The sequence below is a fragment of the Sporosarcina beigongshangi genome, assembly GCF_033485195.1.
In the GTDB taxonomy this organism is placed as follows: Bacteria; Bacillota; Bacilli; order Bacillales_A; family Planococcaceae; genus Sporosarcina; species Sporosarcina beigongshangi.
On the sequence record NZ_JAWLIR010000020.1, the window covers coordinates 1 to 20,817 of the forward strand.

Annotated in this window: 20 protein-coding genes; 12 read left to right on the forward strand and 8 right to left on the reverse strand. The window is 39.4% G+C overall.

What is annotated here, in order from left to right; all coding sequences use genetic code 11:
* Nucleotides 1-182: 182 nt before the first annotated feature.
* From R2B77_RS10585 to R2B77_RS10615, 7 genes are all read left to right on the forward strand, one after another.
* Entirely contained in the window at nucleotides 183-2,930 is a 2,748-nt protein-coding gene (locus R2B77_RS10585) for a type I restriction endonuclease subunit R (RefSeq protein ID WP_203248257.1), read from the forward strand.
* A 196-nt stretch (nucleotides 2,931-3,126) separates the two neighbouring features.
* Nucleotides 3,127-3,705 (forward strand): restriction endonuclease subunit S domain-containing protein, encoded by a 579-nt coding sequence (locus R2B77_RS10590; RefSeq protein ID WP_203248256.1) that lies wholly within the window; start codon nucleotides 3,127-3,129, stop codon nucleotides 3,703-3,705.
* Nucleotides 3,702-5,255: a type I restriction-modification system subunit M gene (locus R2B77_RS10595; protein ID WP_203248255.1), complete on the forward strand. Its 1,554-nt coding sequence runs from the start codon at nucleotides 3,702-3,704 to the stop codon at nucleotides 5,253-5,255. The genes R2B77_RS10590 and R2B77_RS10595 overlap by 4 nt, the downstream gene beginning before the upstream one ends.
* Before the next feature lie 8 nt (nucleotides 5,256-5,263).
* Complete coding sequence (locus tag R2B77_RS10600) at nucleotides 5,264-6,451, forward strand: restriction endonuclease subunit S (RefSeq protein ID WP_203248254.1); 1,188 nt, start codon at nucleotides 5,264-5,266, stop codon at nucleotides 6,449-6,451.
* Nucleotides 6,452-6,562: 111 nt separating this feature from the next.
* The gene (locus R2B77_RS10605) at nucleotides 6,563-7,057 is read left to right on the forward strand and encodes a hypothetical protein (RefSeq protein ID WP_203248253.1); all 495 of its coding nucleotides are present in this window, start codon (nucleotides 6,563-6,565) and stop codon (nucleotides 7,055-7,057) included.
* A gap of 172 nt (nucleotides 7,058-7,229) precedes the next feature.
* Complete coding sequence (locus tag R2B77_RS10610; RefSeq protein WP_203248252.1) at nucleotides 7,230-7,526, forward strand: phage antirepressor KilAC domain-containing protein; 297 nt, start codon at nucleotides 7,230-7,232, stop codon at nucleotides 7,524-7,526.
* A 237-nt stretch (nucleotides 7,527-7,763) separates the two neighbouring features.
* On the forward strand, nucleotides 7,764-8,672 hold the full coding sequence (locus R2B77_RS10615) for a hypothetical protein (protein WP_203248251.1): 909 nt from the start codon (nucleotides 7,764-7,766) through the stop codon (nucleotides 8,670-8,672).
* Between the two features lie 680 nt (nucleotides 8,673-9,352).
* Here R2B77_RS10615 and R2B77_RS10620 read toward each other — a convergent pair.
* Nucleotides 9,353-9,730, reverse strand: coding sequence for a hypothetical protein (locus R2B77_RS10620; protein WP_203248250.1), 378 nt, complete (start codon nucleotides 9,728-9,730; stop codon nucleotides 9,353-9,355).
* A gap of 187 nt (nucleotides 9,731-9,917) precedes the next feature.
* A complete protein-coding gene (locus R2B77_RS10625) occupies nucleotides 9,918-10,265 on the reverse strand; it encodes a DUF6173 family protein (RefSeq protein WP_203248249.1) in 348 nt (115 codons plus the stop codon).
* A gap of 395 nt (nucleotides 10,266-10,660) precedes the next feature.
* On the opposite strand from R2B77_RS10625, the gene R2B77_RS10630 reads away from it, so the two are divergent.
* The 4 genes from R2B77_RS10630 to R2B77_RS10645 all read left to right on the forward strand — a co-directional run bounded on the left by R2B77_RS10630 (nucleotide 10,661) and on the right by R2B77_RS10645 (nucleotide 15,924).
* On the forward strand, nucleotides 10,661-11,257 hold the full coding sequence (locus R2B77_RS10630) for a hypothetical protein (RefSeq protein WP_203248248.1): 597 nt from the start codon (nucleotides 10,661-10,663) through the stop codon (nucleotides 11,255-11,257).
* A gap of 133 nt (nucleotides 11,258-11,390) precedes the next feature.
* The gene (locus R2B77_RS10635; protein WP_203248247.1) at nucleotides 11,391-13,460 is read left to right on the forward strand and encodes a DUF2339 domain-containing protein; all 2,070 of its coding nucleotides are present in this window, start codon (nucleotides 11,391-11,393) and stop codon (nucleotides 13,458-13,460) included.
* A gap of 37 nt (nucleotides 13,461-13,497) precedes the next feature.
* Entirely contained in the window at nucleotides 13,498-13,935 is a 438-nt protein-coding gene (locus R2B77_RS10640; protein WP_203248246.1) for a VOC family protein, read from the forward strand.
* A 792-nt stretch (nucleotides 13,936-14,727) separates the two neighbouring features.
* A complete protein-coding gene (locus R2B77_RS10645; protein WP_203248245.1) occupies nucleotides 14,728-15,924 on the forward strand; it encodes a class I SAM-dependent rRNA methyltransferase in 1,197 nt (398 codons plus the stop codon).
* A gap of 53 nt (nucleotides 15,925-15,977) precedes the next feature.
* Here R2B77_RS10645 and R2B77_RS10650 read toward each other — a convergent pair whose 3' ends face one another.
* Together R2B77_RS10650 and R2B77_RS10655 are read right to left on the reverse strand one after the other, a co-directional pair.
* Complete coding sequence (locus tag R2B77_RS10650; RefSeq protein ID WP_203248244.1) at nucleotides 15,978-16,712, reverse strand: glycoside hydrolase family 18 protein; 735 nt, start codon at nucleotides 16,710-16,712, stop codon at nucleotides 15,978-15,980.
* A complete protein-coding gene (locus tag R2B77_RS10655) occupies nucleotides 16,705-17,211 on the reverse strand; it encodes a sigma-70 family RNA polymerase sigma factor (protein ID WP_203248243.1) in 507 nt (168 codons plus the stop codon). Before R2B77_RS10655 ends, R2B77_RS10650 begins: the two co-directional genes overlap by 8 nt.
* A gap of 157 nt (nucleotides 17,212-17,368) precedes the next feature.
* On the opposite strand from R2B77_RS10655, the gene R2B77_RS10660 reads away from it, so the two are divergent.
* On the forward strand, nucleotides 17,369-17,989 hold the full coding sequence (locus R2B77_RS10660; protein ID WP_203248242.1) for a LysE/ArgO family amino acid transporter: 621 nt from the start codon (nucleotides 17,369-17,371) through the stop codon (nucleotides 17,987-17,989).
* A 193-nt stretch (nucleotides 17,990-18,182) separates the two neighbouring features.
* Here the strand turns inward: R2B77_RS10660 and R2B77_RS10665 are convergent, their stop codons facing one another.
* The 4 genes from R2B77_RS10665 to R2B77_RS10680 all read right to left on the reverse strand — a co-directional run bounded on the left by R2B77_RS10665 (nucleotide 18,183) and on the right by R2B77_RS10680 (nucleotide 20,763).
* Nucleotides 18,183-18,596 (reverse strand): DUF3021 domain-containing protein, encoded by a 414-nt coding sequence (locus R2B77_RS10665; RefSeq protein WP_203248241.1) that lies wholly within the window; start codon nucleotides 18,594-18,596, stop codon nucleotides 18,183-18,185.
* A complete protein-coding gene (locus tag R2B77_RS10670) occupies nucleotides 18,593-19,054 on the reverse strand; it encodes a LytTR family DNA-binding domain-containing protein (RefSeq protein WP_203248240.1) in 462 nt (153 codons plus the stop codon). The genes R2B77_RS10665 and R2B77_RS10670 overlap by 4 nt, the downstream gene beginning before the upstream one ends.
* Before the next feature lie 62 nt (nucleotides 19,055-19,116).
* Nucleotides 19,117-19,860, reverse strand: a complete 744-nt coding sequence (locus R2B77_RS10675; RefSeq protein ID WP_203248239.1) for an ABC transporter permease — start codon at nucleotides 19,858-19,860, stop codon at nucleotides 19,117-19,119.
* 183 nt (nucleotides 19,861-20,043) lie between these two features.
* A complete protein-coding gene (locus R2B77_RS10680; RefSeq protein ID WP_203248238.1) occupies nucleotides 20,044-20,763 on the reverse strand; it encodes an ABC transporter ATP-binding protein in 720 nt (239 codons plus the stop codon).
* Between the last annotated feature and the right edge of the window lie 54 nt (nucleotides 20,764-20,817).

The window sequence follows — 20,817 nt, forward strand, 5'->3', positions numbered from 1 at the left end:
TTCAGCTTTTTGGGTGTGAATCACTATATATGTTGGCATAAAGAATCCTACCAACAACGCTTGGCGCTTCGGCGACCCCAGTAAGGCACCTTCGCTTGTGATTATATAGACTGAGTATTCCGACAGAATTATGCAAGAATAGACGTATATAAATATGTTAAATATAAGGCGGTGTCACGTGAATGGGCTATCAATCTGAAGCACAACTTGAAAAAAACATGATTAATCAACTTGTACGACAAGGATATGAACAAATTCAGCTTCCTGATTACGATGCACTTCTGCGGAATTTCCGTTCGCAGGTCAATCGATTTAATCAAAAGAAACTGGAAGGGAAGCCGCTCACAGACATAGAATTTAATCGATTACTCAATTTAGTTGATGGTAAAAGTATCTTTGATTCGGCTAAAATCTTACGGGATAAACAAATTATTGAACGAGAAGACGGGTCGGAACTATATATAGAGCTGTTGAACACCCGTGAATGGTGCAAAAACTTATTCCAGGTGACAACGCAAACCACGGTAACTGGAACATACACGAATCGCTATGATGTAACAATCTTAATCAATGGTCTTCCTGTTGTGCAAGTTGAACTGAAAAGAAGAGGGCTGGATTTCAAAGAGGCATTCAATCAGATTCAACGCTATCGCAAGCATTCATACAAAGGATTGTACCGTTTTCTTCAAATATTCGTGGTTACAAACGGTGTAGATACGAAGTACTTTTCGAATTCGGATGGCGATATTTTATTTGGGTACACTTTTTTCTGGTCCGATGTAGAAAACAACATCATTACGAATTTGAATGAATTCACGGCTTCGTTTCTTGAAAAATGCCATATCGCTAAGATGATTGCTAGGTATATGGTTTTAAACGATACGGAAAAACTGTTGATGGTCATGCGACCCTATCAGGTGTACGCAACTGAGGCCCTTGTCCAGCGTGCCCTTGAAACGAAGAACAGTGGCTTTATTTGGCATACGACGGGTTCAGGAAAAACGCTCACTTCATTCAAAGCAAGTCAAATTCTTGCAAATGAACCGAGCATCAAAAAAGTATTTTTCTTAGTAGACCGAAAAGACTTAGACAGTCAAACCATCGCTGAATTTAATAAATTTGAAAAGGGTTCTGTTGACAGGACAGAGAAAACAGACCTCCTTGTTAAGCAAATTGAAGATGTTATGAAGCCATTCATTGTTACGACCATTCAAAAAATGGCGAATGCGGTAAAGAATCCTCGCTTCGCTCATATCATGGATCAATACAAAGGTGAACGAGTGATTTTCATTATAGACGAATGTCATCGAAGCCAATTCGGGGAAATGCATACGAATATCTCCAGACATTTCGAAAACGCACAGCATTTCGGGTTTACAGGCACACCCCGTTTTGAAGAGAATAAAAGTCAGGATGGGCGAACAACTGCCGATCTTTTTGAAAAGTGCTTACACACGTATTTGATTAAAGAGGCAATTCGAGATGGCAACGTGCTAGGCTTTTCAGTGGAGCATATTCGAACGTTTAATGTATCTGTTGATGAAAGCGATGATACCCGAGTGGAAGCCATCAATACAGATGAAGTCTGGATGCACGACAAGCGAATGCAGTTGGTTGTCAATAACATTCTGGACAATCATGAACGAAAATCACGCAGCAAAGGATACACCGCAATTTTTACGGTTCAATCCATTCCTATGCTCATTAAGTATTATGAGATGTTTAAACAAATCGAACATCCTTTTAAAATAGCGGGAATCTTTTCGTACGGTGCGAATGAAGAGAGTGAAGGGAAAGACGAGCACTCCAGGGATAGCCTTGAACGCATTATCACGGATTATAATGGAATCTTCGATACGAATTTTACCACGGATACATATGCGAGCTACTTTTCAGACATTTCCAAACGGGTCAAAACCGCACAGATTGATATATTACTTGTCGTCAATATGTTTTTAACAGGTTTCGATAGTCGAACGCTGAATACGCTATATGTTGATAAAAACCTAAAACATCATGACTTACTGCAAGCATTTAGCCGTACCAATCGTGTGGAAAAAGCAACGAAACCTTATGGGAATGTCGTCTGTTATCGCAACCTAAAGGATAATACAGACGAAGCCCTTAAACTTTTTTCTCAGACAGATTCTGTCGATGATATTTTAATGAAAAGTTATGTTGAATACTTGGCTATGTTCTTAGCTTCTCTAAAGAAGGTGCGTGAAATTGCCGCTACACCAGAAGCGGTTGATGAACTGGAACGGGAAGAGGATCAAAAGGCTTTTGTCAATGCATTTAAAGATATGACTAAACTCTTAGTTCGATTAAAAACATTTACAGAATTTGAGTTTGATCCAGAAATACTTGAAATCGAAAGCCAGACGTACGAAGACTATAAAAGTAAGTACTTTAAAATTGCTGAACAAGTGAAAAAAGATGTTGAAAAAGTATCTATACTACAAGATATCGACTTTGAATTGGAGCTCATGCACACAGATCGAATCAATGTTAGCTACATCATGAACTTAATGCGAGATCTTGATTTCGATAATAAAGAGGATCTTGAGAATAAACTTCGTTTCATTGAGGAAGAAGTGGGTCGGGCTGATAATCCTGAATTACGCTTGAAAGTAGACTTGATTAAAGGTTTCTTGAAGCGTGTGGTTCCTGATTTAACAAATGAAGACTCGGTGGACGATGCGTATAATAGTTACGAAGAAGAGATGCGGGAAAAAGAAATTCATTCCTTTTCAGAGAAAATGGGCATGCCTGAAGAGGATTTAAAACAATATCTTGAGGAATATGAGTATAGCAATATCATTCAACAATCCGTAATTAGTGATTCTTTAAAAGTCGGGCTTATCAAGAAACGAAAACTTGCCCGACAAATTACGGAGTTCATTATGGAACATACGGAGCGGTATACATGAGGGAGCTCAACGCCCTCTTTGGTTAGAAGATACGAAAGTATAAACATAAAGGCCTGCTACAACTGACAAGATTGTGGCAGGTCTTTATGTTATTTTATAAAATTACGTAAATAATAATTGCTATTTTATAAAATAACATATATAATTCGATCAGTAGTCAAAAGTATGGAGGTGTAGGGCTATTCAATTACAGGAATTGGCGTCAGTCGTCCAAGGTATAAATGTTACTCGTGTAGAAACGAAAGAAAAAACACCGGGTGCTACACGTGTAAAAGTATTAACGTTGAAAGAATTCAACGAATCCATAGGGTTACCGTATAGGTTGGTACAGGATAAGAAGGCCAGTATATGGGTCGAGGAAAAACAGATAGATAAGCTTCGTTTTACTGAAGAGAATATGGTCATCGTACATTTGTTATCACAACGTGTTGCTTCTATTCCGATAATCTTTGAAAAACTTCTGATTCCATCAAATTTCGTTATTATTGATTTTCAAGAGCAAGTCGATGCGAAGTTTATTGAATGGTATTTCAACGAACATGCGGAAGTACGAAGGCAATTCAAACTTGCGACTCAAGGATCCAGCGTCTCGTCCTTATCCATCGGTATGCTTCGTGAAATGGAAGTCTCGTTGCCACCCATTCAATTACAAGTGAAGATAGGAAAAGTTGTACAAGCAGTCCAGCAGAAAAAAAGGCTTATGGAAGAAAGAATGGAACTGGAAGATCAATATATTCATGAATTACTTTCAGTGAAAATGGAGGAATATAAATGACAACATCTGAAAAGCAGCAATTACAACAAGCAGAACTACACAAAAAACTTTGGGATATGGCAAATGATTTACGAGGACAAATGGAAGCATATGAATTCAAAAACTACATTCTCGGGTTAATTTTCTATCGCTACTTATCCGAAAAGACAGAAGATCGTGTAGGTAAATTACTTGAAGAAGATTCAATTTCTTACGCAAAGGCATGGACGGATGAAGAATATCGTGAAGCACTGACAGAGGAACTTCTTCAACAAATCGGTTATGTCATTAAGCCTGAATATCTGTTTTCAAATATGATGATTGAAATTGAAAAAGGGAACAATGGTAGATTTGATACGGAATTACTCCAGGAAGCAGTCAATGCAGTAACGGAATCCACGCTCGGTACAGATAGCCAAGCAGACTTTGAGCATTTATTCGACGATATGGATTTAGCTTCATCCAAATTGGGGCGTGACGTTTCATCTCGTTCTAAATTAATCGCAAAAATAATCGTGAGCGTCAACGATATTCCGTTCTTACATGATGATGTGGATATTGACCTACTGGGTGATGCCTATGAATATATGATTTCAAAATTCGCGGCTAGTGCAGGTAAGATTGCTGGAGAATTCTATACTCCCCAGCAAGTATCGAAGATTTTGGCAAAGATTGTAACGGTCGGTAAAACAGATTTGAAGAATGTTTATGACCCGGCCTGTGGATCAGGTTCACTTCTACTGCGTGTGGCAAAAGAAGCGGATGTTCGTAAGTTCTATGGTCAAGAGCTCACATCTACAACGTATAACTTGGCTCGCATGAACATGTTATTGCACGATGTATCTTACCAAAACTTTGATATTCAAAATGCGGATACTATCGAAGAACCCCAACACATGGAAATGAAATTTGAAGCGGTCGTGGCAAATCCACCTTATAGTGCCAAATGGACCTCAGATGTAGCATTCTTGGATGATGAACGTTTTAGTGCCTATAGTCGCCTAGCACCCAAATCAAAAGCTGACTATGCTTTTGTCCAACATATGATTCACCACTTGGATGACAACGGAACAATGGCCGTCGTATTACCGCATGGTGTGCTGTTTAGAGGTGCGGCGGAAGGCATTATCCGCAAGTATTTAATTGACGATAAAAACTACCTAGATGCAGTTATTGGATTACCATCCAACATTTTTTTTGGCACAACTATTCCAACGTGTATTATGGTCTTCAAAAAATGCCGTGAAGCGGATGACAATGTGATATTTATTGATGCATCCAGTGAATTTGAAAAAGGAAAGAATCAAAATATCTTAACCGATGAAAACGTTGAAAAGATTGTGGAAACGTATAAGTCTCGTGAAACAATTGATAAATATTCTTATGCAGCATTATTAAGTGAAATTGAGGAGAATGACTACAACCTTAACATTCCCCGTTATGTCGATACGTTTGAAGAAGAAGAGCCGATTGATTTGGAAGTTGTTTCACGACGGATGAAGGAAATTGATGTAGAAATTGAACAAATAGATGCGGAACTTGAGAAGTATTTTAGGGAATTGGGGGTTTGAAACTTCTGATGGAAAACATAATTAGAAATTATAAGGTATATAAAAATTCACAGATTCTTACAAGAGTGGAAAACCCTGTTAAGGTTGAAAAACAAGCCGAGTACGTCCAAATCGGAATACGTTCACATGCCAAGGGGATTTTTATTAAAGAACCCGTTGTAGGTAAAGAATTAGGTAATAAACGTGTATTTTGGATTGAAGAAGATTGCTTTATTGTAAATATTGTATTTGCTTGGGAGAGAGCAATCGCACAGACTAATAGTGAATTAAAAGGGTTAATTGCTTCACATAGATTTCCAATGTACAGAGTTGATAATAGTAAGGTGGACTTGGATTACTTCACCAGACTATATCAAACAAATCGCGGGAAATATCTTTTAGAACTTGCATCTCCTGGTGGGGCTGGTCGGAATAAAACACTTGGACAAAAGGAGTTTAATGAGCTAGAAATAAAATTACCATCCCTTGAAACTCAGAAGTATGTCTCCAGATTTTTGAACTTACTTGATCGTCGCATCGAACAGCAAAAAGAAAAGGTTGAGGCTTGGCGTGAGTATAAAAAGGGCATGATGCAGAAGCTATTTAGCCGGGAATTGAGGTTTAAGGATGAGAATGGGCAGGAATTTTCGGAGTGGGAAGAGCAAACCCTGGGAAGTTTGGGCCAGTTTTCTAAAGGAGGAGGCCTATCAAAGGCTGATTTAACTGAAGAGGGGATACCATGTATTCTTTACGGAGAATTATATACACTATATGATCATGTAATTAATAAAGTATATAGTCGAACTAAGAGTATTGATAATGTTGTTACTGGAATGAAAAATGATGTTCTTATACCTTCTTCTGGGGAAACTGCAATTGATATAGCATGTGCAAGTTCATTGGAAGCAGAAGGAGTTTTACTTGGTGGGGATATAAATATATTTAGACCGAATACAAATATTTTAGGTTCATTCATTAGTTATCAAATTAACTCAGCAAAGAAAAATGAATTAGCCGTATATGCCCAAGGGTCGTCCGTTGTTCATTTATACAATAAAGAAATAAAAAATCTTAAAGTGTTTCTTCCACTTCTTTTGGAGCAACAGAAAATAGTGAATTTCCTTTCTGAAATTGATAAGAAGATTAATGGGGAAACAGAAAAAATAACGATTTTGGAAGAACAGAAAAAGGGATTTATGCAACAGATGTTTATTTGAGATTAACTTCTGCTTTTCTTAACAAAAAAGATGCCTGGTTCTAATCTAATTTTGAAACGCATTAGAATCAGGCACCCAAATTAAAACGCTCTAATAAGGAGTAGCTGAAAGATGGATTTTAATTTAATAATTGTTGCAGTAGCCACATTGCTCGGTAGTTTAGGCTCTTCATATTTGGTTGGCCATTATAATACAAAATCCCAAAAAGAAGCACTTAAAATTGAATTTCAAAAAATAGACGAGGAACGTCAATATCAAGAAAAGCAAGAACTCATAAAAGCCTACAATTATGTATTACGTAAAAATGGAGAAGTTAGTATTGTTAAGCAACGGGATAACGGGCTATTAGAAATGGATATAGCCAAATACAGTAAAGAAATTCGAGCCGCTCTCTTTGAACAATATTCTAAATTGGATAAAGAGATAGCAGAAGTGTTAACCAAATTGGATAAGAAGATGGAAGAAGGAAATCTTTTATTTTCGTATGGGTACCACGACTTTGAAATGTTATCAGATGAATGTTGTGGAATATATTTTGAATTGATTAAGGCGATAAATAACGTCATTGATTCCCAAAGGGAAAGGACGCAATTAAGAATTGATTAATACTACATTTGAAAGTGCCAATAACTCGAAGAATCACGAATTCTATTTTTGTAATATACAGTATTTATGAAGTGTGCTACGCAAGTGGAAGAACACGGATTAGAACTCTATTTAACATTGATCAAATCATTGAAAACTAATCTACTCATTCAGGAAAAGGAGGTATTTGAATATGGAAACTCGAGGTTTTTTGACAGTCAGGGAACTTGCAAAAGTCATTACAAGAAAGGGACCAAAGATAAGTGGGAAAGAGTTATTTGAAAGGTTGCATAGCTGGGGGTTAATTTGGATAAACGGTGAAAATAAGAAACTACCTACAAGCCAAGCACGGAGATTGAGGTACCTAGATGTTGAAAAATCGTCAACAGGCTTTGATAAATATGATCGGGAACAGACAGCTACCGTTATAGTAGTAACTGAAAAAGGACAAGAATATATTCTAGAAAGGTTAATGAAGGAATTGGATTAAATTCGGGTGCAATGTTTAATGCGAAGAATTTTGCAGGTATCTGAAGAAATAGTGATTCTATCTATCTATTTAAATTTGTTGGCACTATGGACTCAGCCTTCTGAATATACGCACCCTGGACCACTTAATCTATTTTGATTACAATCACCCGCAACCGATATATTGATGAAAAGCTATTAATTAGCATGGATACCCATTCAAACGGTATTAGGGATTATCTAGAAAGGTAGTGATCCAATGAAAAAGAAAAAACGGTATGAAGAACGTACGGGAAATTTTAAATTATACTTTAGCCCCTTCTTCAGGGAATCTTACACTCGCATATATGACGTACTATTAGATACACATGACCGTACGTATGATGCAATTTATAAAGAGGTAAAAGAAAATCCTGAAAAGGCGTATGAGAGGTGCCTAAAAGAAGCGGAAGAAACTATTATTGGTAAATACAGTTTCAATCCTGAATACGATGATATGGGTGATTACTATGAAAAGGTCCAAGATTATGCAGTCGATAGAATGCAGGAACAATCACTTATGCATTATCAATTTGTATTAATGTCATTAAGCAACCTATACCAAGTATTCGAGCAGCAATTGCGAAGGTGGTTGCATGAAGAAATGACGCATCGACATAACGAATATCTCAATCAAATTGAATTCACTTCAAAACACGAGGAAGAAGCCTACGGTAAATTTGTAAACAATTTTGGTATTTTAGGGGGGGTGTTAAAAGAAATGAATCTAACCTTTACAATGCTATCATTTTCTGAAAGTGAAATCCTGGACTGGTTCGGACATAGTGAAGACAGCGGGATTGAGGTACCTATTGTAGAAACGGAAATATGGGAGACAATTCGGGAATGCAATTTAATTTCTAATACTTTTAAACATGGAAGTGGCACATCAGCTAAGGCGTTATTTGAAATCCGTCCTGAATATTTTGAGAAAGTTGGTGACACTAAACTTATGAACCTGTATCGTACAACCAACATGGAAGAAGTGTTAAGTGTCGATAATATATCTTTTGAAAAATATGCTATGGCTATGAAAGCATTTTGGGAAAAGTTAAAAGAACACCAAAACGGTTCAATTAATTTAAAAATCGATATTTCAATGGAAGATGGAGCACAGGCGAAAAAATAATGTTAAATATATTTGCGATTTATGAAATGTTTTTTTGAAGGTTCTACAAATCCATTGTTAAGAATCTACTTGTTACACAAAAATGGTGATGAATATGAAATGCAAACTGAACTAGAAGCATTTCAATTCCCTGATTAGGCAATGGCAAAAAGTTTTAATGACAGGCTGCCAAATATGACGGTCTTGGAAATTTTGATGATTACGAACGGTTATGAGCTAGTTGATAGTACAGGAGAAAGCGTGTTTCTCCAATAATGTAAAGTAGTTTAACACAATCGAATAAAGGGAACTGTTACAGAATATGCTCCATTTTTTATTTGAACGCGGTGGGATTTAAAGGTGTAAAAACCATAGTAGTTATAAAAATGTAACGTTCCTTTTATCTGAACACAGTGGGAAAGTCACAACTTATTTTTGTCATTCCTTATTACCAAAGGAATGTGGATTGAAATAATCCTTGCACACAATATAGGGTACGACTAGAAATGATAGCCTTCTGCGGAGGGCTATTATTTTTGAGAATGTGGTGCGTACTACCACAATTCCAAGTTCTTAAAGGCAGTCAATGCTAATTGCAAATTGAAACACCGTCGAGAGACTTCTCGACAATATCTTTTTTAATCCTTTTAATACTCTTTGGTTATTGCTAGGGGCATTTTGCATTCTGTAGAGGGGGCAATTTACACTTCCTCTTGTGTCGATTTTGCTGTCACTGATGTGGCATGTTGCACAGTCCGACATTGTAGCTTTGGGTAGTGAATACGATACGATTTTGTTTTGTCCATTTTAGAAAAGTTATGTGAAGTAGTTGAAATGATATAGCCGCTTTTCTCTAATTTGTGAATGGTTCTTTTAATGGTGTCTATTGACCAAAATGGAAATTCATCGTTTTCCCATTGCTCAACTGTTTTATATACCCACTTATGTCCATGCTGAACGTTTGTCGAAATGAGTAAGTTCACATGCAGTTGTTGTAGAAAAATGGCCGCATTTAAACCTACTTCCATTATGAGTGATGGAAGCAGTAGGATGTGTGCTTCTTTGACTAATTTATTCACTAGAAATCCTCCTCTTTCCATTTTTCGTGATAGTTCTTACAGTAATCGAATGCCCCTTTTCGACTAAAGTAAGACGTTTTCCCCCCGATGAACGATGACTTTCACATTATATATAGAGCGTGCGGCTGAAAAAGGATACAAAAATAATGAAAAAGTGCAAGGCCAACGCCATTGCACCTTGTTGTCTTCACTTCCCCACAAACCCAATATGCTTCTTCTCCTCTTGTGGATTCTCCCGCTTCAACGACACCAACAAAAAATTCAACTGTGACACATGCTGTAGTAGCTCGACAGGTGCGTTATTATTTGTGAGGAAACCTTTAAACATAATCAGCCTTGTACCAATATAGCCGATTCCCGTAATGTTGACCGTCACGGTTTGTCCAAATGATGTCAGCATGAGTCCGACTTCCTCGTCGTGGTTTAAGTTGCGATTGTAGGCGTTGACAGCTGCGACGACTTGGTTAGCGATTGTTGCGGCGTCGTTATCAGATGTAGGTGCGAGCTGCGGGATTTCTGGCAAATTGTTTGTCATTGTGTTCACTTCCCTCTATATAAGATAGACACAAGTTTTTAAGGCTGTTAGTATGTAGATACCCAGAAAGTTCCGGAATGAAAACATGTTGAGCGTATGCTGAAAAATTTGCGCATAGGGCAGTGGTGCGCAGGCACCGTTTGTTCTTTTTCCAGGTGATAAACACTGGAACTCTATTATGAACGACGTGTTAAGTTTTAATTATTTTCAAAAACATGAAACTCTTAGCTGGTAAAAGACGTATAATTAAGTATAGAGATGATAGATGTCATAAATTGTTCAGAGTGTCTGTGCGAACTAGGTCCCAGGGCTTAGATAGTTTCCATCTATAGCCGGTTTAGTTTGCTGTTTTAAAAGTAGATAATAGGTGTAACAGATTGTGGGGGTTGATTGTCGTGGGGAAAACCATATATATTGTCTTAACGGATACGGGGACATTGCTGTCGAAGGCGATAGGGCTGTATACACGGAAGGACTTGAATCACGCTTCAATCGCTTTTGATGAGCAATTGAATGAGGTGTATAGCTTCGGGCGGAAGCAGCGGCATAATCCTTTTGTGGGCGGGTTTGTCCGTGAGGATGTGTCGACGGGGATATTTCAGGATGCGGATTGTATGATTTTTAGCTGTGAGGTTAGTGAAGAGGAATATCATAAAATGCGCAGAATGGTTCGTCAGATTGAACGTCGTAAAGAGCAGTATAAGTATAACTTTATAGGACTGTTTGCGGTTGCTTTAAATATTGGTATTCAGCGTGAACATGCATTTTTCTGTTCGCAGTTTGTCGCAACGGTTGTCAATGAGGGCGGCGTTCGGATGTTTGCGATTCAGCCGAATATGGTACAGCCCCATCATTTTACGAAGGTCCCTTTTTTAATACAGGAGTTTGAAGGCGATTTACGGACTTATTTATATCAAATTAGAGGGCAGCAGGAACGTCAGCCCGTTCGCATTAGTATGTGGAAAAGTTTAGCGTTTCGCTTACTGGCCTAATCATTCATAATTTACTAGAGAGCAACTTCTTCTATTTAGAAAATGTTGCTTTTTTTGTGGTTATTATTCTCAGTTTATTCTACTAGTATGGTATGATTTCCAAAAGAAATAAACGAGGGAGGAGGTTATGACCTTGAATAAAGAGCTAAAGGCTGTATTCAAAAGAGTGACTGTCCTGGAGCAGGAGGTAGCGTCGTTAAAGCGTCAATTGGCTGGCAAGGAAGTCGTCGTTCCGGAACAGGCACCAACGATGCACGTGGCGGCACCAGTGAAGCATCCTGATCAGGTAGCTACTCCGAAGCAGGACATTCCTGTTCGCGTGCCGACCGTTCGGAAGGAATTTAATCTGGAGAAAGCATTGGGGATTTGGTTGCCGCGCGTATTCATGTTCATCCTGCTGCTTGGTGTGCTGTGGGGCTTGAAGGTGGGCATGGATCATGGTGTGATTACCAACCCGGTGCGTGTGGCGCTTGGCTATGCAGGGACCGTTTTGCTGTATTACCTGGGTATGCGTTATGTTCGTGGTGGAAAAAAAGGATTTGGTTTAACGTTATTGGGTGGCTTTATAGCCCTTGGGATATTGACGACCTTTGCGGCGCATCATTTGTATGGCTATTTAAGTTTTACGATCGCATTTTTGTTAGGTGTCGTCTATATTGTCGTGGGATTGTTATTATCTAGAAAAATGAAGTCAGAGACGCTGACATTGTTTTCGGGGATTGCAGGATTTTTACTGCCTTTTTTATTGGAGGGGGAAGGGACTACTGCGATTCAGTTTTGTGCGTATATCTTGCTGTTATTTCTATCGTTGTTTTACGTGTCGCTTAGTCAACGGCATAAGTTCTCCTTCTATGTGACATTCGTGCTGTTCCATTTGACGTTGTTCTTTTATGCGATTTTGGATGGTAGCTACGACGCAGAGGGAATATTGGTTACGACGGTGCTCATCCAGCATGGTGTGATTTTGTTCTTTTATGTAAAAGGGAAGATTTCGAGGACTGTTTTTTCGGAAGGATTGTTGTACTCGAATTTTATGTTTACGATCGCTTGGGTGAAGTTACTAGATCATGTGGCAGAGATAGCCGTTTATGGACTGGTGGCATTTGTCTACTGCGTACTTGCGATGTATACGTTATGGAAGAAGGATTACGCGCTACAAGGGGTTCTGTCGGCGGTGGCAGTATTTGCGCTAAGCGTTTTGGTATTGTCCTTCGATTTGGAGGACAGTAGGGTTGTCCTAATGCTGCTGCTGTTGAACGGTACGCTCGGTATTTGGGTGGGTGTACGCTATGAGACGCTGCGGACGATTGTGACGGGCTCCATTGTCTATCTGTTTGCCTTGCCAGCAGTACTCACCACCGTACAAATTGAACAGTTTTGGTCGTTAGAACATGCAGTGTGGTTAGTATTTTTAGCTTCAGTGGGTTGGTTGTTTTACACGCTATATCGCTGGACGCCAACGTGGTTGGTAGGGAAAACAGTACGCATTGACGGTAGTTTGATTGCCGGGCAAGTACTCGTATTGCTATACCTCAATCAATTGACAGTGCTGTGGCTATCGAGTACCTCTTTGGCATTCGAAACAGCTATGCATGTTCAGCGGTTTGTCATGTTAGTGGTACTTTGTGCGATGTACACCTTGCATAAATGGCGTAAAGGGCTTTATGTAGCACATAGTACAGTGATTTTGTTTTTAATACTCAGCTTATCAGTTATGCTAGCGGGGCTTGGGGTATTTAATGCACATGGAGAGTTTTTGTTCAATTTTTTAGTGCAAGTACTCTATGCAGCAGTTTTCACAGTATTGATTTGGGCCATGATGAAAGACCGATTTTATCTTTCGCGTGAAAAACTGAAATGGCATGTCCCGCAGTTAGCGGTCGTGCTTCAGGTTTTTTACTTCATCTATTTGAATAAATGGTATTTTTCTTTCATCGCAGCTTATGCGTGGGACTTGGAATATGTGTTGCTAGTGCACACATTTTCACTGTTCACCTTTGCCTTCGTATCCATTAGTGTCGGCGGCAAGCAGCAGTGGAAGTGGGTCAAATTTATCGGTGCGGGACTCATTGTCGTTTGTGTGTTGAAGCTCTTTATCATTGATTTGGCTAGCATCTCGATCCTTATTCGGGCCATTTTATTTACAATCGTGGGAGTTGTTGGATTGATCTATTCAAGGACGTTGTTGAAGGAAGAGAAGTAATTTTTAATAAGAATTAAAGGTATAGGAGGTATGAATTTTGAAAATCCATAGAATAGATCATGTAGGTATTATTGTAAAAGATCTTCCCGCCGCTAAAGCCTTTTTTCTCGACCTTGGACTTGAAGTGCTAGGGGAAGCGGAAGTAAAAGGAGAGTGGGTAGAACGGATAATTGGGCTTACTGATGTTAGGCAGACGGTTGTCATGTTAGGGATGTCGGATGGTCAGGCAACTTTGGAGTTGGTCAAATTCCATACTCCGTCAGATGAAAAAGCGATTCAGCAATCTTTTGCAAATACGTTGGGTATCCAGCATATTGCATTTGCCGTTGAAGATATTGAAGCCATTGTTGCCAAATTGAAAGAAAAAGGTGCAGAACTTTTGGGTGAGATACAAAACTATGAAAATATATATAAGTTATGCTATGTTCGTGGACCAGAAGGGATTATTTTAGAGCTGGCGGAGAAGATTAATTAAATAGTGGATGGGGCGTTGTTGCAAGAAGAGAAGTAGTGGGGGAGATTCCACTGCTATTTTAATGATACGCTTTGTTATGCTAGGCGTACGTTCTAAAATGGCGATCACTGTGCACGGTTACTCATCGTAGGGTACTGAATCTCTTGAAATATCTGGTTTTAAATTGTATACTTGCAGTATAAGTTGAATAAACTAAAAAAGACCGCGGATTTGTGAGATCCAGCGGTCAATACAATAGGTAGGTCCCTTCAAGGGGCAGCCATACAGTAGGAATAACCCATCTGAGCGCCTAACTCAAGGATGGGTTATTTTTGTTTTAGGTTAAATGACAATATCAATATGATTAATGTTGCAAATGCTACTGCGAACATTAACGATTCGAATACTGACATCAGCACCACCCCCTTTCTTACGGGAATGGGCTGACCACCCTTGAGCCACCTATTCTATTGTCCTACTACTATATCATATACGTGTTTTCTATCCCATGAGATGGATTCAGCATGCAACGCTATTCTGGATTGTGAATCGAATATATTTTTATGTAGACACTGTGTGAAATGATGGAATGATTTTTCAAAGTGAGATAAACGTATTTGCTCCGTCAAAGGACGGCAAGTTAGACAATAGCGCTGGGATATTATTTATAGCGGCATACACGACTTTGATGATTATTCGCAGAGCGAAGGATATACAAATGATGTGGGTAGAAGGATAACAAACCCTAGCCAATTTCGCAATTCTGGTGTAAACGTGCGATAATAAGAAAAAATGATGAAGTAGGCTGATGAAATGACGAAAACAATCGATTTACAAGTGAATGCAAAAAATATAGCAGATTTGAAAAAGGGCTATCCGTTAATTTTGAAGGAAGCGATTATTAACGCCAATGCTTTGACGGAGGAAGGTGCGATTGTTCGTTTGGTGGACAGAGACCGTCGTTTTGTGGCGAAAGGCTATTATGGCAATCAAAACAAAGGGATTGGCTGGGTGCTGACGCATAAAGAAGAGGAAGCGATTGACTTCGATTTCTTCGAATCAAAAATTGCGAAGGCGCTTGAACGCCGAGAAGCCCTTTTTGTAGATCCAGACACGACGGCATTTCGCGTGTTTAATGGAGAAGGCGATGGTATCGGTGGATTGTCGATTGATTTCTTCGACGGTTATTATATGGTGAGCTGGTATAGCCAGGGAATTTATTCGCTGAAGCATCATGTCTATAGTGTGTTGGATAAAATCGTTGAGTACAAAGGGATTTATGAGAAAAAGCGCTTCGATACGAAGGGTGAATACATCGAGCAAGATGATTTTGTCCGTGGTGAGCAAGGTGATTTCCCGATTATCGTCAAGGAAAATGGCATGAATTTCGCGGTCAATTTGAATGATGGCGCAATGACGGGTATTTTCTTGGATCAGCGTGATATGCGTCAGGCGATTCGTGATAAGTATGCACAGGGTAAAAATGTGCTGAATACGTTTTCGTATACAGGTGCGTTTTCGGTTGCGGCGGCACTTGGTGGCGCCATGAAGACGACGAGTGTCGATTTGGCGAAGCGTAGCCTGGCGAAGACGATTGAGCAGTTCAGTGTCAATGGTATTGATTATGAGCAGCAGGATATTAAAGTGATGGATGTGTTTGAGTATTTCCGCTATGCGAAGCGTAAAGAATTAAAGTTTGATCTTGTAATTCTGGACCCGCCGAGCTTTGCGCGGACGAAGAAATATTCGTTTAGCACAGCGAAGGATTATCCGGCTTTGCTGAAGGATGCGATTGCGATTACGGAGAAAAACGGTGTCATTGTGGCATCGACGAATAATGCGAGCTTTGGCATGAAGAAGTTCAAAACATTCATTGAAGAAGCTTTCAAGGATGCGGGTTCTACATTTAAGATTCTCGAGGAGTCCTCATTGCCGAGAGATTTCCGTACAAGTCGTGACTTCCCTGAATTTAATTATTTAAAAGTGGTTGTTATTCAGAAGTTGAAATGAATATAGAGAGCCGCACCTGTGATTACTGGGTGCGGCTTTTATTTTTGGGCATTTTACCATTGAATGCTTTCAGCAATTTTGATAAGTTCGTCTTCTGTTACATGAAGTACGCCTTCTTCATGAATTCCACGCGCAAAAGAGGTAATCACCATTTGCCATTGTTCATTTTTAATATAAATAGAATACCCATCCAAATCATTGGTTCCTAATAATGTTGCGACTGTACCATTAATGAAAACCTCTTTCTCGATAGCAGCTCCATCTGTTGTCTCAGCTCCGAATGTAGGACTTGACTCTACGACGTTAGTCGCGAAGACTTCATACATTCTTTCTGTTGTTGAAAGATGATAGTTGTATGAGAGAAAGTTGCCCATTTCATCTATTGCTACGCTATATGTTGTTGGTTCGGTATTTTCTTCTATTGTTACTAACTGTTCTGGAAAGGGAATATGGATTGTATAAGCATTTTCCACTTCCGCTAAAGAGTCATACGTTACCGTGTCATACCCTGCTGTACCTTTCCAAGAATAACCGAATGATAGTTCCTCATTATGTGGCCTTTTCTCAAACTTTGTCACTTCAAATAATCCGTTAAACGTTGCTTGACCTACAGGTGTCAGTAGCATGCCGAAGCTGATAACTAAAATAGCAGCTGTAGCTATGAGTGGGTTTTTATATTTTCTTTTCGGTTGTTCTGCTTTTGCTTGTTTGACACCTTGTTGTAGGCGCTCATGTAGATTTTGTGGAATGTCGAGTTTGTTGAGTTCCTGCTTGATTTTATTATCCATAAATTTCATCCTCCTTGGTTTGTTCACGAAGTTTGTTCAAGGCGCGATATAAAATAGACTTTGCTGTTCCTAATGGAATTTCTAGTGTTTGTGCAATTTCTTTGAAGGTATAATCGTTGTAGAATTTTAGTAATACAACACTTTTTTCGTCTTCATCAAGCGTGTTGAGCAGGTTTTGAATGGTTAGTGATAGCGAAATATCTTCATCGTGAGAGCCGATAAATTCTTCAGATTCGGGTCGTAGGGGCACGACTTTTTTTGATTTTTGTAGCACATTAATGGCACATGTAATCGTAATTTTGATCAACCATGTTTTGAAATACTCAGGATTTTTGAGTGTATGGATGTTTTTAAAGGAACGATAAGCTACTTCTTGTACAACGTCTGATGCGTCATTTTCATTTTTGACATAGAGGAAAGCCGTTCGATAGATGTCTGCTTCGTATTGCTGAAGCAGTTTTAGAAAAGCTTTGTCATTGCCTTGTTGCGCCTTTTTCACTAGCTTGATGATTTGGAGTCACCCTCTCTATTTTTGATTGCTTATGTATATTAGACAGTGTAAGTCCTTGTTTGGCTTAAAAATGTTCTTTTTATTTTTGTCGAAAGAAAAAGGGAAAATCTTGTCGATGAAGAATAGTGAGAGAGGGGGTGAGCGGGTGACGGAAGCAATTTTACATGGCATCATTTTGGCATTTGGACTCATTGTGCCGTTGGGTGCACAAAATGTCTTCGTTTTTAATCAAGGAGCGCTGCAGCCGACATTTGTGCGGGCGCTGCCTGTTGTTGTGACGACGGGGATTTGTGACACGATTTTAATTGTGGCGGCAGTGTCTGGTGTGTCGCTGCTAGTGCTGACATTTGCTTGGTTGGAAAATATCATTTTTAGTATCGGTATTATATTTTTAGTCTATATCGGTTTTGTGTTATGGAAAAGCGATGCGGCATCGATGAAAGTGGACGGGCAGCAATTTTCGGCAAAGAAGCAGATTATCTTTGCGGCATCCGTGTCTTTATTAAACCCCCATGCCATTCTCGATACGATTGGCGTCATTGGGTCGAGCTCGCTCAATTATGCGGGGGATGTCCGAGTGGCATTCACTTTGACGACGATCATTGTTTCGTGGCTATGGTTTCTCGGGCTGGTGATTGCCGGACGCTATTTTGGTAAATTGGATTCGAGTGGCAAGCTCATGGCATTGTTGAATAAAGGCTCTGCATTGGTTGTCTGGGGAATTGCTATCTATTTGGCGATTCGACTGGTGGGAAATATCGGATGATTTATAATGGAAAGCCACATTGGAATTGAATCTATAAATGATGAATTTATGATTTTACTTAATCTCCAGCGCAGGCGCCTTACACGGGGTAGCCGGAGTGATAAGACGGACAGCGGTTTTCTGTCTGGCTTATCGCGGGAGGCATCCCCGAGCGCCAAGCGTTGTTAGAAGGATTCCCTAGTACAGCTTTTAATTACGAAAATCCATTCAATTCCGCATTCAATTTCTTTGCTTGCTTTCTGAAATAAAGATAGAAGGCAGTCCAGAAAATAGCATAGACGACAATGAATAATCCTAGTGTCAGCGCAAAACTGCTCCAGGTAAATGGAATCCAGCCAATGCCGAATGCTAGGATAAAATATAGAACAACGACAGTTATAAAATGGAGCGCGGTCTGTTGAGAGAGTCGTAAATTGGTATTTTCAAAATAGAGTGGGCTGACTGTGAAAAACCATCCGCTGAAAATAGAGCCAAGTGAATTTTTCAAGAATAATTGCCCGTCTAACACGTCCTGCTCGCCAAAATAAACGACGGAATTCGTTAAGAGTACAGCGATAAATGCCCCGAAGAAAATGCCGATCATACTACGGAATAAAAAGGTTTTCATTCGTTTCCCCTCCTCTTGTTCATTTTCAATGATTCTTTAATGGTGTTGACGTATGTGCGAGAAACGTATTCCTTTGCCCCCGACTTAAAATAGACGCAGAGTGTTCCGTTGAAGGACGCTTCAAAACTACTCATTTCATGAAGATTAGCGATGACGGATTTGGAGAGCCGGACGAATTTATTCGAAGGAAGGATTTCCTCCAGCTCGTATAACTTCTCTTTTAATTTAAAAGAACCATCGGCTGTGACGGCGACAACTCCATCCTTTTCGCTGTGGCAATAGTGGATGTCGCCTGGCTTTAGAATATGCTGCATATCGCCGTCTTTTCCGACCAAGAACTCCGTTTCTCTTCCTTTTATGAAATCCAAAATCTCCTGAACGGAATGATCCAATTCCGGGGATTCAATCGTCACTTTTGTTTCTGTATAGTCACTATCGATGTTCAATGACACTTTCATACGTAAGCCCCCCTTAGACAATAGTGTATACAATTCATCTACGATTGTCTTGGAGTAGTCTATTAACTTCGTCTTTTATTCGTAAAGCTAATGATGATTAATGCGACGAGTACTAAACCAACAATGTAACTGATGGAGATGAATGTGCTGTTGTCAAACACAAGCTGTCCATTCCAAACTGCAATGAAGAGGTTGTTCATATGGTAGAGCGGATTCACATCTGCCATGACTTGAACGAACTTCGGCATCATAGCAATGGGCATTGTAAAGCCACCTGTAATCATAACAACTTGGAAAATGACGATAGAAAAAACCAGTGCGGCGTTCATGCTTTTGAATAAAGAATAGATTGCTGAAGAAATGACGAGCAGTACAGCGTTCAGGATGATGAAGAACCCGTAAGCACTTAGAAAACGTGCTGGCTGGAACGCTAAATCATACGCAATCATCCCGATGCCGTAGACAAGGAAAAAGCCGATACTTGTAATGATGATGGACTTCAAAATAGCTGACAGCAACAGCATTTTTTTCGGTACAGGTGACAGGCTGATGCGTTTTTCGACGCCGGTTGTGCGATTCATCACTTGATCGAAACCGAAGGCGAAAAAGATAACGCCGAATGTAATGAGTAAAATGAATGATGGTGTGTACGTTTCTGCATAACTTAGATTTCCTGCGTATGTTTGATTGCCAAACAATTGCCCCATGAACAGATATGTGACGGGTGGGACGATAATCGTGAAGACTAAGTAAAACAATTCTCTTGAGAACATGAGTAAATCGTATTTTAATTGTGTCGCTAACATATTTTTCTCCCCTTTATTAATAAGTTGGTAGTTCGAAGGTCATCATTTGCAAGCAAACTCGTTTTGAGTGCAAGCAAATGGGCAAGTGGTGCAAGCAAACTTATAGTGAGTGCAAGTAAACCCGTGGTGAGTGCAAGCAAACTCGCTTTCCGAAAGATTTATCTGGAGTTAGCGCTATTCTGCTTACAATGATACCTTCCTAAGATAGAAATCATTGATTGATTTATAACCCGATGCCAAAATACCTTCTGTTGTATCGTAGAGTTCAGTGATGCCGTTATTGATGAGCATCACTTTGTCGCAGTACATTTCGATTTCATCCATATTATGTGTCGTTAAAATGACCGTGCCGCCTGTGCGCTTGTTGTAATCTGTAATGTATGACCAAAGGATGTTGCGCATATGAGGATCTAAACCAGTTGTTGGTTCATCCAGAATTAACAGTTTTGGTTGTGATAAAAAAGCAATCGCTAGACTGACAATTTGCTTCCATCCACCAGAAAGCTTATCGAAATATTTTTTACGATGTGGCTCCAATTTGAAGTCCTCGATGATGGTGTTGATGTCGAGTGGTGATTTGTAATAGGCTTTGAATAATTTCAGCAGCTCAACTACTTTTAGCGTTTTGTAAAATTCAGTCGGCTGCAGGACGACGGAAATTTGTTGCCGGATTTGTTCTAGGCGATTCGTTGAGAGTGCTTTAATATCTTCATTAAAAAGGACAACGTTTCCTGTATCGTACTGTTTGATTGTCATGAGGATTTCAAGAAATGTCGATTTGCCTGCCCCGTTTTTCCCAATAACCCCGATGACTTCCCCTTCCTTCGCTTGAAAGTCCAGTCCTTTTAGAACGTGGTTGTTGCCATATGTTTTTTGTAAATTGTTGACGTTGATGATGTTCATCGTAATCCCTCCGCTTCAGTACTTTGTAACCCAAGTGTATGTTGTTTTGCTTTA

What these genes read in the sequence shown, in the direction of transcription:
- R2B77_RS10680 (WP_203248238.1), bottom strand. Translation starts at nt 20,763, where the DNA reads ATGAACATCATCAACGTCAACAATTTACAAAAAACATATGGCAACAAC.
- R2B77_RS10625 (WP_203248249.1), bottom strand. Translation starts at nt 10,265, where the DNA reads ATGACAAACAATTTGCCAGAAATCCCGCAGCTCGCACCTACATCTGAT.
- R2B77_RS10595 (WP_203248255.1), top strand. Translation starts at nt 3,702, where the DNA reads ATGACAACATCTGAAAAGCAGCAATTACAACAAGCAGAACTACACAAA.
- R2B77_RS10585 (WP_203248257.1), top strand. Translation starts at nt 183, where the DNA reads ATGGGCTATCAATCTGAAGCACAACTTGAAAAAAACATGATTAATCAA.
- R2B77_RS10665 (WP_203248241.1), bottom strand. Translation starts at nt 18,596, where the DNA reads ATGAAAACCTTTTTATTCCGTAGTATGATCGGCATTTTCTTCGGGGCA.
- R2B77_RS10670 (WP_203248240.1), bottom strand. Translation starts at nt 19,054, where the DNA reads ATGAAAGTGTCATTGAACATCGATAGTGACTATACAGAAACAAAAGTG.
- R2B77_RS10645 (WP_203248245.1), top strand. Translation starts at nt 14,728, where the DNA reads ATGACGAAAACAATCGATTTACAAGTGAATGCAAAAAATATAGCAGAT.
- R2B77_RS10615 (WP_203248251.1), top strand. Translation starts at nt 7,764, where the DNA reads ATGAAAAAGAAAAAACGGTATGAAGAACGTACGGGAAATTTTAAATTA.
- R2B77_RS10650 (WP_203248244.1), bottom strand. Translation starts at nt 16,712, where the DNA reads ATGGATAATAAAATCAAGCAGGAACTCAACAAACTCGACATTCCACAA.
- R2B77_RS10605 (WP_203248253.1), top strand. Translation starts at nt 6,563, where the DNA reads ATGGATTTTAATTTAATAATTGTTGCAGTAGCCACATTGCTCGGTAGT.
- R2B77_RS10610 (WP_203248252.1), top strand. Translation starts at nt 7,230, where the DNA reads ATGGAAACTCGAGGTTTTTTGACAGTCAGGGAACTTGCAAAAGTCATT.
- R2B77_RS10600 (WP_203248254.1), top strand. Translation starts at nt 5,264, where the DNA reads ATGGAAAACATAATTAGAAATTATAAGGTATATAAAAATTCACAGATT.
- R2B77_RS10675 (WP_203248239.1), bottom strand. Translation starts at nt 19,860, where the DNA reads ATGTTAGCGACACAATTAAAATACGATTTACTCATGTTCTCAAGAGAA.